This is a genomic window from Paracoccus binzhouensis (assembly GCF_016446475.1).
Classification (GTDB): Bacteria; Pseudomonadota; Alphaproteobacteria; order Rhodobacterales; family Rhodobacteraceae; genus Paracoccus; species Paracoccus binzhouensis.
This window is the reverse complement of record NZ_JAEHFP010000043.1, coordinates 18,103-33,090: the sequence shown is the minus strand read 5'-3', so window position 1 is coordinate 33,090 and position 14,988 is coordinate 18,103. Positions and strand designations below refer to the sequence as shown.

Here is a 14,988-nt window from a genome sequence, read left to right as displayed (position 1 = left end):
CTACGACAAAACCGCAGACAGTTTCCTCGGCTTCATCGACATCGCCTGCATCAGGCTCTGGCTTCGCCATTTGTCAACATGACCTAGTTTATTGGTCTCGCGCCAGTCGGCCACTCTCTCTTGGAGATAAAACCCCAGCCTTGAGGACAGCCGGCGCAATGAGATGTATCCTTCAACTTCCAGCATCACCCAATCCTCACGACATTGTCTCGTTTCTCGGCCAGATACCCGGCCCACGCTTCCATCATCTTGCGCCGCTTCTCGAACAGGTCGGAGCGGGCATAGGCACGTTCCACATCGCTGCCGACGATATGCGCCAAGGCCCGCTCGGCGATGTCGTTCGGGAAATTCGTCTGTTCCTGCGTCCACGTTCTGAACGACGTGCGGAAGCCGTGCACGTCCACGGGGAAGCTGAGTTCCTTCACCAGCTTGGAAAGGGTCATGTCGGACAGCATCTTGCCGGGCTTGGTGCCGGGGAAGATGAAGGCCCCCTCTTTCAGCCCCTCGGCTTCCTTGAGAATGGCCAGCGCCCGGCGCGACAGGGGCACCCGATGGGGGCGCTTCATCTTCATTCGGTCGGCCGGCACGTTCCAGGCCTTTGCCTCGAAGTCGATCTCATCCCAGCAGGCGCCGCGCGCTTCCAGTGAGCGGGCGCAGGTCAGGATCAGGAACTCAAGGCAGAGGCGCGTGGATAGGCCCGCCTGCGACCCGTGCAGCGCCGACAGGAACGTGGGCACCTCGGCATAGTCCATGGCCTTGCGCCGCAGCCGGGGCGCCGTCTGCTTGGGCAGGGCGTCGGATATGCCGATGGCCGGGTTGTCCTTGCGCCAGCCTTGGGCGATGCCCCATTTCATCACCTTGGAAATCCGCTGCCGAACGCGCGAGGCGGTCTCGGCCTTCTCCACCCAGATCGGGCGCAGCACGTCCAGCACATCGGCGCTGGTCACGTCCGAAACCTTGGTCCTGCCCATGGTCGGGAACACATAGGTCTCCAACGTGCTGATGAACTGGCCGGCATGTTTCTCGTTCTTCCAGGTCGGCTTGAGCATTTCGTAGATCGCGCGGGCCGCTTCCTCGAATGTCTGGATCTGGCGCTGCGCACGGCGGTCTTGCAGCGGATCACCGCCCGACCGAGCCAGCTTGCGGTTTTCATAGGCAGCGGCGCGAGCCTCGGCCAGCGAGACGAAATCGACGCTGCCCAGCCCCAGCTCTCGGCGCTTGCCTTGGATGACGATCCGTTGCACCCAGGACTTGTTCCCATGTGCGTCCACGCGAAGGATCAGCCCGTGCCCGTCGAAGAATTTTCCCGGCTCGGTGACGGTCTGCACGAACCGTGCGCTGAGCGCCTTGGCTGGCCTTCTCATGCAATCCTCCGTATAACCTTTTTGCCCATTTTTGCGTCCCCCATTTGGCACCGGATTACCGTGAACATTCACGGAACATAGCGGAACACAGAAACGAACACTTGTCAATAAAATCAAATTGATGCGGAATGTTAGGGAACGTGCCGGATATGGCGGAAGCGGTCACTCTCTTCCGCCATATCCGAAAAGGAACCAGGGATGCGGATGATGGAGCTTGGCGACAGCGGCGTTTCGGTCAGCGGGGTCTGCCTGGGCACGATGACCTTCGGCAACCAGACCGGCGCTGCCGAGGCCCATGCCCAGATGGACAGGGCCCTGGCGGCCGGCGTCAGCTTCTTCGACACGGCCGAGATGTATCCGGTGAACCCGGTCCGGCGCGAGACCGTCGGCCGCAGCGAGGAGATCGTCGGCGACTGGCTGGCCGCGCGCGGCGGCCGCGACCGGGTGCAGATCGCCACCAAGGTCACCGGCCCCAGCGGCACCGTCCGACCCGAAGGCTATGACGGCGCCATCCTGCGCCGGACCGTCGATGCCTCGCTGAAGCGGCTCAGGACCGATCATATCGACCTCTACCAGCTGCACTGGCCGCTGCGCGGCAGCTACGCCTTTCGCCAGAACTGGCGCTACGACCCTTCGCAGCAGGACCGCGCCGCGACGCTGGCGCATATGGCGGATGTGCTGGAAGCGGCGGCCGATCTGCAGCGGGCCGGCAAGATCCGTGCCTTCGGCCTTTCCAACGAATCCGCCTGGGGCACGGCGCGCTGGATCGACACGGCCGAGCGGCTGGGCGCGCCCCGCGTCGCGGCGGTCCAGAACGAATATTCCCTGCTCTACCGCGCTTTCGACACCGACCTGGCCGAGCTTGCGGTGAACGAGCGGGTAACGCTGCTCGCCTATTCGCCGCTGGCGGCGGGACTGCTGACCGGCAAATACCAGGACGGCGGCAACCCGCCGGGCAGCCGGGCGGCGGTCGATGTCGAGACCGGCGGCCTGGGCAACCTGGGCGGCCGCCGCACCGACCGCGCCATCGAGGCCGTCGCGGCCTGGCTGAAGCTGGCGGCCGAGCTGGGGCTGGACCCGATCCACATGGCCATCGCCTTCACCCGGCAGCGGCCGTTCCCGTCGATCCCGATCATCGGCGCCACCGATACGGCGCAGCTCGACCACCTGCTCGCCGGCCTGGAGCTGGTGCTGTCCGACGAGGCGCTGCGGCGCATCGACCGGCTGCACCGCGCCCATCCCATGCCCTATTGAGCCGACGCGACGGAACCGTTGGCAGCGCCGCCGGGGGCGGGCAATCTGCCCGCGACCCGACCGGAGGAGAAACCATGCTGCCGCCCATCCTTGCCGACCTGCGCATTCCCGTCGTCGCCTCGCCGATGTTCATCGTCTCGGGCCCCGATCTGGTGATCGCGCAATGCAAGGCCGGCATCGTCGGCAGCTTCCCGGCGCTGAACGCCCGCGAAAAGGACGGCGAGCCGCCGCTGCTCGACGCCTGGCTGACCCGGATCGCCGAGGAACTCGACCGTCACAACCAGGCCAATCCCGACCGTCCGGCGGCGCCCTTCGCGGTGAACCAGATCGTGCATCGCTCGAACGCGCGGCTGCAGCGCGACATCGAGATCTGCCACAGGCACCGGGTGCCGATCTGGATCACCAGCCTCGGCGCCCGGCCCGAGGTGAACGCGGCGGCGCATGATTGCGGCGGCATCGCCCTGCACGACGTCATCAACGACAGCTTCGCCAGGAAGGCGATCGAGAAGGGCGCCGACGGCCTCATCGCCGTGGCGGCGGGCGCCGGCGGCCATGTCGGCCCGCAATCGCCCTTTGCCCTGGTGCAGGAGATCCGCGCCTGGTTCGCCGGTCCGCTGCTGCTGTCCGGCGCCATCGCCACCGGCCGCGCGGTGCTGGCGGCCCAGGCCATGGGTGCCGACCTCGCCTATGTCGGCAGCCCCTTCATCGCCACCGAAGAAGCCAACGCTCCCGCCGAATACAAGCGCATGATCGTGGACTCCGGGGCCGAGGACGTGGTCACCTCCTCGCTCTTTACCGGGGTTTCGGGCAATTACCTCGCGCCCTCGATCCGCGCCGCCGGGCTCGACCCGGACCGGCTGGAACGCGGCGACGTCTCGGACATGAGTTTCGATGAAAACTCCCCTCGCCCCAAGGCCTGGAGCCAGATCTGGGGCTCGGGCCAGGGCATCGGTGCGGTGCGCGAGGTGGTGCCGGCGGCGGCGCTGATCGACCGCCTGGCCCGGGAACATGCCGAAGCCCGCGCCGCCCTCTGCGCCTGACGGCCTCCAAAGGAAAAGCCGCGCGCCCCAGGCCCGCGGCTTCTTTGCTCTTCAAATACCCCCCGCGACCGCGCCACCCGGCGCGGCGCTTCAGGAAACCGCCAGCCCCTCGGTCGAGGCGAAGAACATCGCCTGGCTCACCGCCGAGCGCACCTGCTCCTCGGAATAGGGTTTCGAGATCAGGAAGGCCGGCTCCGGCCGGTCGCCGGTCAAGAGCCGCTCGGGGAAGGCGGTGATGAAGATCACCGGGATGTCGCCCATGTCGGCCAGAAGCTCGTTCACCGCGTCGATGCCGGACGAGCCGTCGGCCAGCTGGATGTCGGCCAGGATCAGGTCCGGGCGGCTCTGATGCGCCAGCTCGACCGCGGTCTTGTGGGTGCGGGCGATGCCGGTCACGTCATGGCCCATGGCCTGCACGATGCCCTTCAGGTCCATGGCGATGATGGTTTCGTCCTCGATCACCATGACCTTGCCGCTCAGCGCCCGGCCCATCTCGCTCAGGGCGATCTGCACCAGCTCCTCGGCCTCGGTCTGCGGGCATTGCATGACCGCGGCGATCTGGTCGTAGCGCAGCTCCTCGATGGTGCGCAGCAGCAGCGCCTCGCGCGAATTGGGGGTCAGGCCGCGCAGATGCGCCTGGGCGCGGGCCTCGCGCGGGGTCTGGGTCTCCTGCTCGACCGGCTGGCCCGAGCTTTGCCAGATGGCGTGGAAGGTGCGGAACAGCCCGATGCGGGTATCCTCGCCATCCATCAGGCTGCGGTCGGTCAGGATGGCTTCCAGCGTGGCGGCGGCATAGTTGTCGCCGGCGGTCTGGCTGCCGGTCAGCGCGCGGGCATAGCGACGCAGATAGGGCAGCTCTCGGCTGATGGACTGGGCGAGATCCGCTGCGGTCATGGCTACCTCGAAAAAAGACGGCATCTGTTGGAACTTGACCGGATACCTAACGGTTAGGCAAGGTGCGCACAAGATTTTCGGGAATAACTAAAAAATGAATACCAGGCGTGAGGAACGCAGGCAGGCGGCCATCGAGAAGCAGATCGACGAGAATCTGCGCCGGGTCTACGAGCAGGACGCAACCCAGCAGATTCCCGACAGGTTCCTGCAATTGCTCGATAAATTGCGCGAGCAGGAGTAACTGCATGACCGATCGCAAAGCGGCGCAAACCGCCCGTTCCGACGCCCATGGCGACCCTCGGGACGAGCTGGTCGAGCACCTGCCGGCCCTGCGCGCCTTCGCGCTGTCGCTGACGCGCGAGGGGGCTTCGGCTGACGACCTCGTGCAGGACACCATCGTCAAGGCCTGGACGCATATCGACAAGTTCCAGCCCGGCACCAACCTGCGGGCCTGGCTGTTCACCATCCTGCGCAACACCTTCTATTCCGCCCGCCGCAAGACCCGGCGCGAGGTCAGCGACACCGACGGCATCCACGCCGCCCGTCAGGCCACCCGCCCCGAACATGACGGCCGCCTGGCTCTGAACGATTTCCGCGCCGCCTTCGACAAGCTGCCCGACGAACAGCGCGAGGCGCTGATCCTGGTCGGCGCCTCGGGCTTCTCCTACGAGGAGGCGGCGGCGATGACCGGCGTCGCGGTGGGCACCGTCAAGTCGCGGGCCAATCGCGGCCGCCGCCGGCTGGCCGAGCTGCTGCATCTCGAGGAAGGCGAGGAATTCGAGATGACCGACCGCGCCACCCTGGCGGTCATGGCGCAGAACACCCCGATCCTGCGCTGAGGCGCCCCGTGCTGCGCCGCTTCCTGGACAGGCTGGAATTCACCAAGGGTCTGGGCTTCCGGCTGGGCGGGCTGCTGTCGGTGGCGATCCTGCCCATCGGCCTGATCTCGGTCATCCAGACCCTGCACCTGTCGCGCGAATACGAGCGCAGCTCGGAAATCGCGCTTCTCGGCCGCACCGCCACCGCCGCCGCCGGCGAACGCGCGCTGCTGCAAAGCGCGCTCGGCACCGCCGACGCGCTGGGTCCGGCGGTGCTGGAAACCATGGACCGGCCGCAGGCCTGTTCCGACATCATGCGCGGCTTCGTGCAGCGCACGGTGAACTTCGTCTATGCCGGCTTCACCCGGCTGGACGGGATCACCGAATGCTCCTCGGTCCCGGGCGTGCACGACCTGTCGCAGCAGGCCGCCTTCCAGCAGTTCCGCGACAGCCCCGGTACCCTGGTCACCAGCACCGCGGACGGGCCGGTCACCGGCCAGTCGGTGGTGCTGGTCATCCAGCCGCTCTACCGCGGGGTCGAGCTTCTGGGCTTCGTCGGCGTGTCGATGTCGCATGACCTGCTGCGCTCGACCCATGTCTCGGGCCTGGGCACCGACGGTGCGCGCGTCCTGACCTTCAACAACCAGGGCCAGGTCCTGTCCACCGACCGCGAGGCCGGGGGCGACCTGGAACAGGTGCTGCCGCGCGGCAAGTCGCTGACCTCGCTGCTGTCGCGCAGCGAGACCACCTTCCGCGACTATTCCAATTCCGGCGAGCGGCGGGTGTTCAGCGTCGTGCCGGTGGTGCCTGGCCTCGTCTATGCGCTGGGCTCGTGGAACCGCGCCGAATCTGGCATCACCGGCATCGACATCACCCGGCGCACGGCGCTGATCCTGCCGCTGATCCTCTGGGCCGCCTCGCTGGCGGTGGCCTATTTCGCCGTCTATCGCCTAGTCCTGCGCCATATCCGCGAGCTGCGCGGCCAGATGCGCCGCTTCGCCATCGGCGACCGTTCGGCGCCGCCGCCGGTGCTGGCCGACGCCCCGGCCGAGATCGAGGACATGAGCCAGACCTTCCACAACATGGCCCGCATCCTGATCCGCGACGAGGAGGCGATGGAGGCTTCGGTCAACGAAAAGACCGTGCTGCTGAAAGAGGTGCATCACCGGGTCAAGAACAACCTGCAGCTGATCGCCTCGATCATCAACATGCAGATCCGGGTGATCGACCACGACGATGCCCGCCGGGTGCTGCGCTCGGTCCAGGATCGGGTGGCCTCGCTGGCGACGATCTATCGCAACCTCTACCAGGCCGAGCACCTGGATTCGGTCGAGGCCGACCGGCTCATCCGCGACATCATCAACCAGATGGCCAATGCCTCGGTCGGGCCCGGCGCCGGGTTGCGCATCGAGACCGAGCTCGAGCCGCTGGTGCTGATGCCCGACCAGGCCGTGCCGCTGACGCTGCTGGCGACCGAGGCCTTCACCAACGCCCTGAAATATTCCGGCGTCACCGATCCCGGCGCCGCGCCCTGGGTGCGGGTGCGGCTGGGCATGGACGGGCCGCGCCATGCGGTGCTGGAGGTCGAGAACTCGGTCGGCGCCGCCAGCCTGGCCGAAAGCACCGGCCTGGGCAGCCAGCTGATCGAAGCCTTCGCCACCCAGCTGGAAGGCGAGGCCGAGCAGGAGATGGACGCCGGTCGCTACCTCTTGCGGCTGCGCTTCCGGGTCGAGAACCTGCATAAGCGCGAGCCGGCCGAGATGCCGCGCGTGGTGCTGACCTCGGCGGCGCGGCCGGGGTCGCGGCACTAGGCCGGCGGCGCCTGCGGGGGGGCACTGCATCGAAAACCGTTGCGTTCTCACGTTTTCGTGACAGGATGGGATGGCGTTCCGGCCTATTCAGCCGGCGCTTTCGGAGGATTGTCATGCGTATCAGGTTCACTCTCGGCACATTTTTCCTTGCGGCCCTGTTCGCGGCATCTGCCGCACAGGCGGAATGCACCGGCAGCAACGGCCGGGGCTGGGGAAGCGGCAAGGGCGCCGGAAAATTCGAGATGACGGCGGCCGACAAGGTGTGCCGCATCAGTTTCCCGGGCTTCATCGACGATGTCAGGAAGACCCGAACCCCCGCAACCGAGGTGGTTCTGACCAAGGCCCCCAGCCATGGCAAGCTTGGCATCGCGCCCGGCGAGGGGCTGGTCTACACGCCGGCGCAGGGCTTCAGGGGGTCGGACAAGTTCTGCACCCGGAACAAGGCCCCGGAAATCAGCGGCAAGACGCTTTCCGGCTGCATCACCGTCACCGTGCGATAATCCGGGCGCGATAGTTCGGACGCGGCAATTGGGGGCGGTGGCCGCGCCGCCCCTATTCGCCGGGCGCGCTGCCCTCGCGCGCCGCCTGCCGCAGCTTCTTCGCGGCGATGAAGCGGCGGCGGCGGGCCAGCTCCAGGTTCAGAAGCGCCCCCAGCATCACCGAGAACCCGCCCAGATAGAACCACATGAGCAGCGCGATCACCGCGCCGATCGAGCCATAGATGCGGTTGTAGCTGTTGAAGCTGGCCAGATAGGCCGAGAACCCGTATGAGGCCGCCGCCCAGGCCAGCGCCGCGAACAGCGAGCCCCAGGTGAAGATCGCGGTGCGCGGCGTCTTCACGTTCGGCCCATAGCGATACAGGATGCCGATCACCACCAGCACGATGAAGAAGATCGCCATCCAGGGCAGCGCGCCGTTCAGCCAGGCGGGCAGCGGCATGCCGGGCAGCAGGTTGAAGGCGATGGGCAGAGCGATGATCGTGGCCAGTCCCAGGGCGATCACCGCGACGATAACCAGCGTCAGCACATAGGCCAGCACGAAGCCCATCACCGTCGAATGCGAGCGCACGCCATGCGCCGCGTTCAGGCCGCGGATCAGCCCGTCCACCCCGGCCCGGGCCGAGACGGTGGCGATCAGGAAGGAAATCGCCGTGGTCCAGCCCAACTGCGTGCGCCCGGCCGCCACCAGCGCGCTGATCTGGCCATAGATGATGTCCGCCGCGCTCGAGGGGATGAAATCGTCGGTGGCGTGGACATATTGCTCGATCACCTGCGGGTCGTACCACAGCCCCCACAGCGCGAAAAGCGCCGCCAGGCCGGGAAAGACCGCGAACATGGCATAGAAGGCGACGCCCGCCGCGATCAGGCTCATGTGGATCCTGTCCATCCGCTCGAAGATTGCCAGGATGAACCGCCACCAATCCCTGATCACTGTTCCGTCCTCTTCCCGTTCCGGTCGCCGGCCTGCAGAGGAACCCCGTTTCCCTTTGGACAGGTTCCCGCGTGCCTACAGGTTTTCACCGCCGCCATAGCGCAGCCAGACCGCCTTTTCGCCCAGTTTCGCCACGAAAGCGGCATGGGCCTCGGCCTCGGCCTCGGTGATGCGGGGGGCAAGCGGCCGGGGCCGCGGGCCGCGCCGCGCCGTGCCCTGGGCCTGGATGTCCGGCCCCGAGCCCGCGCGCAGCGGCCCGCTGTCCAGCACCAGCCCCGGCTGGCGGCCGCCGCGCAGCGCCAGATAGACTTCGGCCAGCAATTCGCTGTCCAGCAGCGCGCCGTGCAGCGTGCGGTTCGAGTTGTCGATGCGGAAGCGCCGGCACAGCGCGTCCAGCGAGTTCTGCGCGCCGGGGAACTGGCTGCGGGCGATTTCCAGCGTGTCGACCGCGCGGCTGTAGGGCATCACCGGATAGCCGCAAAGCCGCAGCTCGGCATTCAGGAATTTCATGTCGAAGCCGGCATTGTGGATCACCAGCCGCGCCTCCTCGCCGATGAAGGCGATGAAATCCGCCGCGATCTCGGCGAATTTCGGCTTGTCGCGCAGGAAGTCGTCGCCGAGCCCGTGCACCTCGAAGGCCTCCTGCGGCATCGGGCGCTCGGGGTTGATATAGACGTGGAAGGTCCGGCCCGTGGGCAGGTGGTTCATCAGCTCGACCGCGCCGATCTCGACGATGCGGTCGCCGGTATCGGGGTCGAAGCCGGTGGTTTCGGTATCCAGGACGATCTCACGCATGGTCGCGTTCTGCCATGATCCGGGCGCAGATGTCCACGATGGCGGCACGCGCGCCCTCCGGCGTGTCCGAGGGGATCACCCAGTCGGCCCGCGCCCGCTTTTCCGCATCCGGCATCTGCCGCGCCAGGATCATGCGGAAGTTCTCCTCGGTCATGCCGGGGCGGGCCAGCACCCGGGCCCGCTGCACCTCGGCCGGGGCCGAGACCACGGCCACACCATCCATCGCCGCCTGCGACCCGCCCTCGAACAGCAGCGGGATGTCCAGCACCACGATGGGCGCCTCCCGATGCGCGGCGATGAATGCGGCGCGATCCTCGGCCACCAGCGGATGCACGATGGCTTCCAGCCGGGCAAATCCGCCGGGATCGGCCGCCAGCCGCTCGCGCAGCGCCGCGCGGTCGATGCCGCCCTCTCGCAGCACGCCGGGAAAGGCCGCCGCCACCGGCGCGACCGCCGCGCCGCCTGGCGCATAAAGCCGGTGCACGGCCGCATCCGCGTCCCAGACCGGATGACCCAGCTCGCGGAACATGCGGGCGGCGGTGGACTTGCCCATGCCGATGCCGCCGGTCAGGCCCAGCAGGAAGCTCATGCCCGCGTCCTCATGCCAGAACGGCCGCGCGCAATTCGTCGTCCACCTCGGGGCGCTGGCCGAACCAGCGCTCGAAGCCCGGCGCGGCCTGGTGCAACAGCATCCCCAGCCCGTCCACGATCTCGCAGCCCCGCGCCTGCGCCTCGGCCAGGAAGGGCGTCATCAGCGGCGTATAGACCAGGTCGGTGGCCAGCGCGTCGGGCGACAGTGCGTCCAGCGGCACCCGCAGCGCCTCCTTGCCCTCCATGCCCATCGAGGTGGCGTTCACCACCGTCACCGCCCCTTCCAGCATGTTGCCGGCCTGCGCCCAGTCATAGACCACGACCTTGGCGCCGAACTCGGCCCTGATCTGCTCGGCCCGGATGCGGGTGCGGTTGGCAATCCGCAGCTCGGGCACGCCGCTTTCCAAGAGCGAGGCGACCACGGCCCGCGCCGCGCCGCCGGCGCCGATCACCGCCGCCGGCCCCAGGTCCGGGATCCAGTCCGGCGCGCTTTGCCGGATATTGGCGATGAAGCCGTAGCCGTCGGTATTGTCGGCATGGATCTTGCCGTCGGGACGGAAGATCAGCGTGTTCGCCGCGCCGATCAGCGCGGCGCGGTCGGTGACCACATCGGCCAGCGCCAGCACGCTTTCCTTGTGCGGGATGGTGACATTGGCGCCGACGAAGCCCATGCGCGGCATGGCGCGCAGCACCTCGGCCAGGTGCTCGGGCAGCACCGGCAGCGGCACGTAATGCCCGTCGATGCCATGGCGCGCCAGCCAATGCCCGTGCAGCCGGGGCGAGCGGGAATGCGCCACCGGCCAGCCGATCACCCCGGCCAGGGGGGCGTTCCGGGGCGGCGCGGGTTTCGGGGGGTTGGGGCTGTCTGGCATGGTGACGGACCTTGCGAGGCTTTCCAGGGCGGGCCTCGCCCCGGGATGGATCGGTGGGATGGATCGTTTGGATCACAACTGCTATCCGCCCGCCCCGGGGTCAAGCCGTATCGCCGCCTTGCCCGGTCGCCATGGCAGGAATGCAACCTTCGCGTGCCGGACCCTCAGGCCACGCCCATCTCGGGCAGGCCGCCCTCGGCCACCAGGTCCTCCAGCGTCAGCGATTCGATCAGCAGCAGATAGGACCAGAACACCTGGCCGAACATCTTGCGCAGCCGGCAGCTCGCCTCGTCGGTGCAATCCTCGCAGCGCTGATAGGACCGCCGCGACAGGCAGGGCAGCGGCGCGATCGGCCCGTCCACCTGGCGCAGCAATTCGCCGATGGAAATCTCGGCCGGCCGCTTGATCAGCACATAGCCCCCGGCCCGGCCGCGGCGCGAGCCGACATAGCCGGCATTGCGCAATTCCAGCATGATATGTTCCAGGAAGCGCTTGGGCGCGCCGGAACGCTGCGCGATCTCCTCGATCGTCAGGGCATTGCCGCCGGCGGCGACCTCGTCGGCAAGCGCCATCAGGGCCTTGATCGCATATTTCGTTTTCTGCGAGATCATGGCGAATCCTTAGTGATCCCTGTCACATCATGCAATGTTTTCGGCAAGATTTCGCGTGCCGGGCTGGCATCGCCACGGAACCATCGTAAGAACGTCATAGTTTTGTCACATTGTCGGCGCATTCCTGCCGCGCAGCAGAAGGAGACCATCATGCGCATCGCAGTTCTTGGCGGCGACGGGTTCGTCGGCTGGCCGACCGCCCTGCATCTGTCCGACCTGGGCCACGACATCCATATCGTGGACAACCTGTCGCGGCGCTGGATCGACACCGAGCTGGGCGTGCAATCGCTGACCCCGATGGATTCGATCCAGGAGCGCTGCCGGATCTGGCACCAGCAGACCGGGCGGCGCATCCATTTCCACCTGCTGGACCTGGCCACGGAATACGAACGCCTCAAGGCCTGGCTGGCCGAGCAGCGCCCCGACGCGGTGATCCATTTCGCCGAGCAGCGCGCCGCGCCCTATTCGATGAAGACCGACCGCCACAAGGTCTATACCGTCAACAACAACACCAACGCGACGCATAACCTGCTGGCGGCGCTGGTGGAAACCGGCATCGACGCGCATCTGGTGCATCTGGGCACCATGGGCGTCTATGGCTATTCCACCATCGGCGCGCCGATCCCCGAGGGCTATCTGGACGTGCAGATCGACACGCCCGCCGGCCCGCGCCAGCAGCAGATCCTCTATCCGACCCGCCCTGGCTCGGTCTATCACATGACCAAGAGCCTCGATCAGATCCTGTTCCAGTTCTATGCCCAGAACGACGGGCTGCGCATCACCGACCTGCATCAGGGCATCGTCTGGGGCACCCATACCGACCAGACCCGCTGGCACGAGCAGCTGATCAACCGCTTCGACTATGACGGCGATTACGGCACGGTGCTGAACCGTTTCCTGATCCAGGCCGCCATCGGCTATCCGCTGACCGTGCACGGCACCGGCGGCCAGACCCGCGCCTTCATCCACATCCAGGATTCGGTGCGCTGCATCGAGCTGGCGCTGAAGGATGCGCCGGCGGCGGGCGAGCGGGTGCGGATCTTCAACCAGATGACCGAGACCCACCGCGTCCGCGACCTGGCCGAGCTGGTCGCCCGCATGACCGGCGCCGAGATCGCCTGGCTGCCGAACCCCCGCAAGGAGGCCGACGAGAACGAGCTTGTCGTCAGGAACGACCAGTTCCTGGCGCTGGGCCTGCAGCCGATCACCCTGGCCGAGGGCCTGCTCTCCGAGGTGGTCGAGGTGGCAAGGAAATACGCCCATCGCATCGACCGCTCGCGCGTGCCGGCGGTCTCGGCCTGGACCAAGGACATCGCCAGGCGCGTCGAGCACGACCCCGAGGGCAAGCGGCTGCGTTCCGTATCGTGAGTTCGGGACTGCATCTTACCGGCAAGGCGCGGTCCGACCGCGCCTTCGTCACGCTGGCGACCAATCCGGATTACGTCACCGGCGCGCGGGCGCTCTTCAAGTCGCTCAAGCGCACCGGCACCACGGCCGACCTGGTGCTGCTCTATACCGAGCTGCCGCAAGATCTGATCGACGGGCTGTGTACGCTCGGTGTACGCGCGGTGCACGCGGATCTGCTGCCCACCTCCAGCGATTTCAACGCCTTGCATGCCCGCGACCGGGTGCATGGCATCGCCCCCTTCACCAAGGGCGAAAAGCCGCCCTTCCACACGCCCTTGGACAATTTCGTCAAGCTGCGGCTCTGGCAGCTGGATTATGCCCGCGTGGTCTTCATCGACGCCGACGCGCTGGTGCTGCAAAACATCGACCGGCTGTTCGACTACCCGGAATTTTCAGCCGCGCCAAATGTTTACGAGAGCCTCGCGGATTTCCACCGCCTGAATTCGGGGGTGTTCACGGCGCGCCCGTCGCCGGAAACCTTCGCGCGGATGCTGTCCGAGCTCGACCAGCCCGGCCGCTTCTGGCGCCGCACCGACCAGACCTTTCTGGAACATTTCTTCCCGAACTGGCACGGCTTGCCGGTCTTCGACAACATGCTGCAATATGTCTGGCTGAACCTGCCCGAACTCTGGCGCTGGAAGGACATCCGCGTCCTGCACTATCAGTATGAAAAACCTTGGCAAAATCATGCCAAGGCCGACGCGTTGCGCCCGCTGATCGAGCTGTGGCAGGCTCATGCCGGTGACGGCCCGGTGCCCGATCCGCGCGACCTGCCAGACCCGCCGCGGCCATGAAGATCGCCCTGACCGGCGCCTCGGGCCTCGTCGGCCGCTGGATCGCCCGCGAGGCCGCTGCGGCCGGGCATCAGATCGACCCCCTGCCCGGCTGGCGCCTGGGCCAGCCCGTTGATCTGTCAGGAAAAGATGCGCTGATCCACGCCGCCTTCCAGCACAGTCCCGGCCGCTATCGCGGCGGCGAGGGCGACGATCCGCAGGGCTTCATCCGCGCCAATCTCGACGGCTCGCTGGCGCTGTTCTGCACCGCCCGCGACCAGGGCGTCGGCCGGGTGATCTTCCTGTCCTCGCGCGCCGTGCATGACGGCCATCCCGAGGGCATGGCGCTGCCCGACGAGCTTTCCCCCGCCCCGACAAGCCTTTACGGCCAGGTCAAGGCCGATGCCGAGACGGCGCTGGCCGCCATGGCCAGCCCCGGTTTCCGCACCGCCAGCCTGCGCCCGACCGGCATCTACGGGCCGGGCAAGCCGCAGAAATGGGTGGGGCTGATCGGGGATTTCCTGCGCGGCATCACCCCGCCGCCGCGCGTCGCGACCGAGCTGCACGGCGCCGACCTGGCCCGCGCCGCGCTGCTGGTGCTGGCCGATCCGGCCATGGCCGGCAGCTACAATGCCAGCGACCTGGTGCTGGACCGCCGCGAGCTGCTGGCCGAGGTCGCCCGCCTGACCGGCTGCGCCACCCCCCTGCCCGCCAGCGCCGATCCCGGCCCGCTGCGCCGTCCGCTCTGCGCCCGGCTGCAGGCCCTGGGCTGGCAACCGGGCGGCATGGCGCTGCTGCGGCGGGAACTGCCTGAAATCCTGACCGAGACACAACCCTAGGCAGAATTCTGCCGATGTGTTCCGTCCTGCTTGCGGCCGCGCCGTCCCTGTGCGCATGGTCGGACAGGTTTTGTGCGTTTTGTTGTTCATCGGTGGGTCTGTTCTCGATGCGCATCCTTTCGATCCTCTGCGGCCTGGCCTTCGCGGTCATGGCCGGATTCCTTCTTGCCTGCTCGACTGTCGCCGCCTCGGCGCAGCCCGCGCTGCGGGCGATCGACCTGGCCATGCTGGACAAGATCCTCGGCCCGCTGTCCTGGCTGACGCTGGCGCTGGCGCTGCTGGGGGCGGGCCTGGCTCTGCGCTCGCGCTGCGAAGGCTGGGTGCCGCTGGTGGCCGGCTGCGCGACCTTCGTGCCCTGCCATTTCGTGCTGCCCCATGTCGCCGGGCTGGCGGGAACGGCGCTGCTGTGCCTGACCGCCGCCGCGCTGGCGCTGTCGCCGCTGACCCGAATGCCGATCAGCTACTGGCGCGTGGCGGGGTGACAGCCC

At 67.6% G+C, this 14,988-nt stretch carries 17 protein-coding genes and 1 pseudogene; 11 read left to right on the top strand and 7 right to left on the bottom strand.

The features are described 5' to 3' along the window. Positions 1–82, top strand: a pseudogene (locus tag I9P22_RS11745) (IS5/IS1182 family transposase); the annotation flags it as partial. Between the two features lie 103 nt (positions 83–185). Here the strand turns inward: I9P22_RS11745 and I9P22_RS11740 are convergent. Continuing rightward, entirely contained in the window at positions 186–1,364 is a 1,179-nt protein-coding gene (locus tag I9P22_RS11740; RefSeq protein WP_199259666.1) for a tyrosine-type recombinase/integrase, read from the bottom strand. Positions 1,365–1,562: 198 nt separating this feature from the next. Between I9P22_RS11740 and I9P22_RS11735 the strand changes: the two genes are divergently transcribed. Both I9P22_RS11735 and I9P22_RS11730 read left to right on the top strand, forming a co-directional pair. After that, complete coding sequence (locus tag I9P22_RS11735) at positions 1,563–2,618, top strand: aldo/keto reductase (RefSeq protein WP_199259665.1); 1,056 nt, start codon at positions 1,563–1,565, stop codon at positions 2,616–2,618. 74 nt (positions 2,619–2,692) lie between these two features. Then, positions 2,693–3,658, top strand: a complete 966-nt coding sequence (locus tag I9P22_RS11730) for an NAD(P)H-dependent flavin oxidoreductase (protein WP_199259664.1) — start codon at positions 2,693–2,695, stop codon at positions 3,656–3,658. Between the two features lie 90 nt (positions 3,659–3,748). Here I9P22_RS11730 and I9P22_RS11725 read toward each other — a convergent pair whose 3' ends face one another. Further along, the gene (locus tag I9P22_RS11725; RefSeq protein WP_199259663.1) at positions 3,749–4,552 is read right to left on the bottom strand and encodes a response regulator; all 804 of its coding nucleotides are present in this window, start codon (positions 4,550–4,552) and stop codon (positions 3,749–3,751) included. Positions 4,553–4,646: 94 nt separating this feature from the next. Between I9P22_RS11725 and I9P22_RS11720 the strand changes: the two genes are divergently transcribed. The 4 genes from I9P22_RS11720 to I9P22_RS11705 all read left to right on the top strand — a co-directional run bounded on the left by I9P22_RS11720 (position 4,647) and on the right by I9P22_RS11705 (position 7,681). After that, positions 4,647–4,793: a NepR family anti-sigma factor gene (locus I9P22_RS11720; RefSeq protein ID WP_199259662.1), complete on the top strand. Its 147-nt coding sequence runs from the start codon at positions 4,647–4,649 to the stop codon at positions 4,791–4,793. 4 nt (positions 4,794–4,797) lie between these two features. Then, positions 4,798–5,391, top strand: coding sequence for an RNA polymerase sigma factor (locus I9P22_RS11715; protein WP_199259661.1), 594 nt, complete (start codon positions 4,798–4,800; stop codon positions 5,389–5,391). A gap of 8 nt (positions 5,392–5,399) precedes the next feature. Beyond that, on the top strand, positions 5,400–7,181 hold the full coding sequence (locus I9P22_RS11710) for a sensor histidine kinase (RefSeq protein WP_199259660.1): 1,782 nt from the start codon (positions 5,400–5,402) through the stop codon (positions 7,179–7,181). Positions 7,182–7,294: 113 nt separating this feature from the next. After that, positions 7,295–7,681 carry an Ig-like domain-containing protein gene (locus tag I9P22_RS11705; protein WP_199259659.1) on the top strand — a complete coding sequence of 129 codons (387 nt, stop codon included), beginning with the start codon at positions 7,295–7,297 and terminating at the stop codon, positions 7,679–7,681. A 52-nt stretch (positions 7,682–7,733) separates the two neighbouring features. On the opposite strand, the gene I9P22_RS11700 is transcribed toward I9P22_RS11705, so the two are convergent. The 5 genes from I9P22_RS11700 to I9P22_RS11680 form a co-directional block, all read right to left on the bottom strand. Next, positions 7,734–8,612 (bottom strand): YihY/virulence factor BrkB family protein, encoded by an 879-nt coding sequence (locus I9P22_RS11700; protein ID WP_199259658.1) that lies wholly within the window; start codon positions 8,610–8,612, stop codon positions 7,734–7,736. 75 nt (positions 8,613–8,687) lie between these two features. Then, positions 8,688–9,407: a DNA polymerase III subunit epsilon gene (gene dnaQ / locus I9P22_RS11695; protein WP_199259657.1), complete on the bottom strand. Its 720-nt coding sequence runs from the start codon at positions 9,405–9,407 to the stop codon at positions 8,688–8,690. Continuing rightward, positions 9,400–9,996 (bottom strand): dephospho-CoA kinase, encoded by a 597-nt coding sequence (gene coaE / locus I9P22_RS11690; RefSeq protein WP_199259656.1) that lies wholly within the window; start codon positions 9,994–9,996, stop codon positions 9,400–9,402. The genes dnaQ and coaE overlap by 8 nt, the downstream gene beginning before the upstream one ends. A 10-nt stretch (positions 9,997–10,006) precedes the next feature. Beyond that, positions 10,007–10,870, bottom strand: coding sequence for a shikimate dehydrogenase (locus I9P22_RS11685; protein ID WP_199259655.1), 864 nt, complete (start codon positions 10,868–10,870; stop codon positions 10,007–10,009). A 164-nt stretch (positions 10,871–11,034) separates the two neighbouring features. Continuing rightward, on the bottom strand, positions 11,035–11,481 hold the full coding sequence (locus I9P22_RS11680) for an RrF2 family transcriptional regulator (protein WP_199259654.1): 447 nt from the start codon (positions 11,479–11,481) through the stop codon (positions 11,035–11,037). 150 nt (positions 11,482–11,631) lie between these two features. Here I9P22_RS11680 and I9P22_RS11675 point away from each other — a divergent pair, with 150 nt between their 5' ends. From I9P22_RS11675 to I9P22_RS11660, 4 genes are all read left to right on the top strand, one after another. Then, a complete protein-coding gene (locus I9P22_RS11675) occupies positions 11,632–12,849 on the top strand; it encodes an NAD-dependent epimerase/dehydratase family protein (protein WP_199259653.1) in 1,218 nt (405 codons plus the stop codon). Beyond that, the gene (locus I9P22_RS11670; RefSeq protein ID WP_408635184.1) at positions 12,846–13,682 is read left to right on the top strand and encodes a glycosyltransferase; all 837 of its coding nucleotides are present in this window, start codon (positions 12,846–12,848) and stop codon (positions 13,680–13,682) included. The genes I9P22_RS11675 and I9P22_RS11670 overlap by 4 nt, the downstream gene beginning before the upstream one ends. Then, a complete protein-coding gene (locus I9P22_RS11665; protein ID WP_199259652.1) occupies positions 13,679–14,500 on the top strand; it encodes an NAD-dependent epimerase/dehydratase family protein in 822 nt (273 codons plus the stop codon). The genes I9P22_RS11670 and I9P22_RS11665 overlap by 4 nt, the downstream gene beginning before the upstream one ends. A gap of 107 nt (positions 14,501–14,607) precedes the next feature. Further along, positions 14,608–14,982 (top strand): hypothetical protein, encoded by a 375-nt coding sequence (locus tag I9P22_RS11660; protein ID WP_199259651.1) that lies wholly within the window; start codon positions 14,608–14,610, stop codon positions 14,980–14,982. The last annotated feature ends 6 nt before the right edge of the window (positions 14,983–14,988 follow it).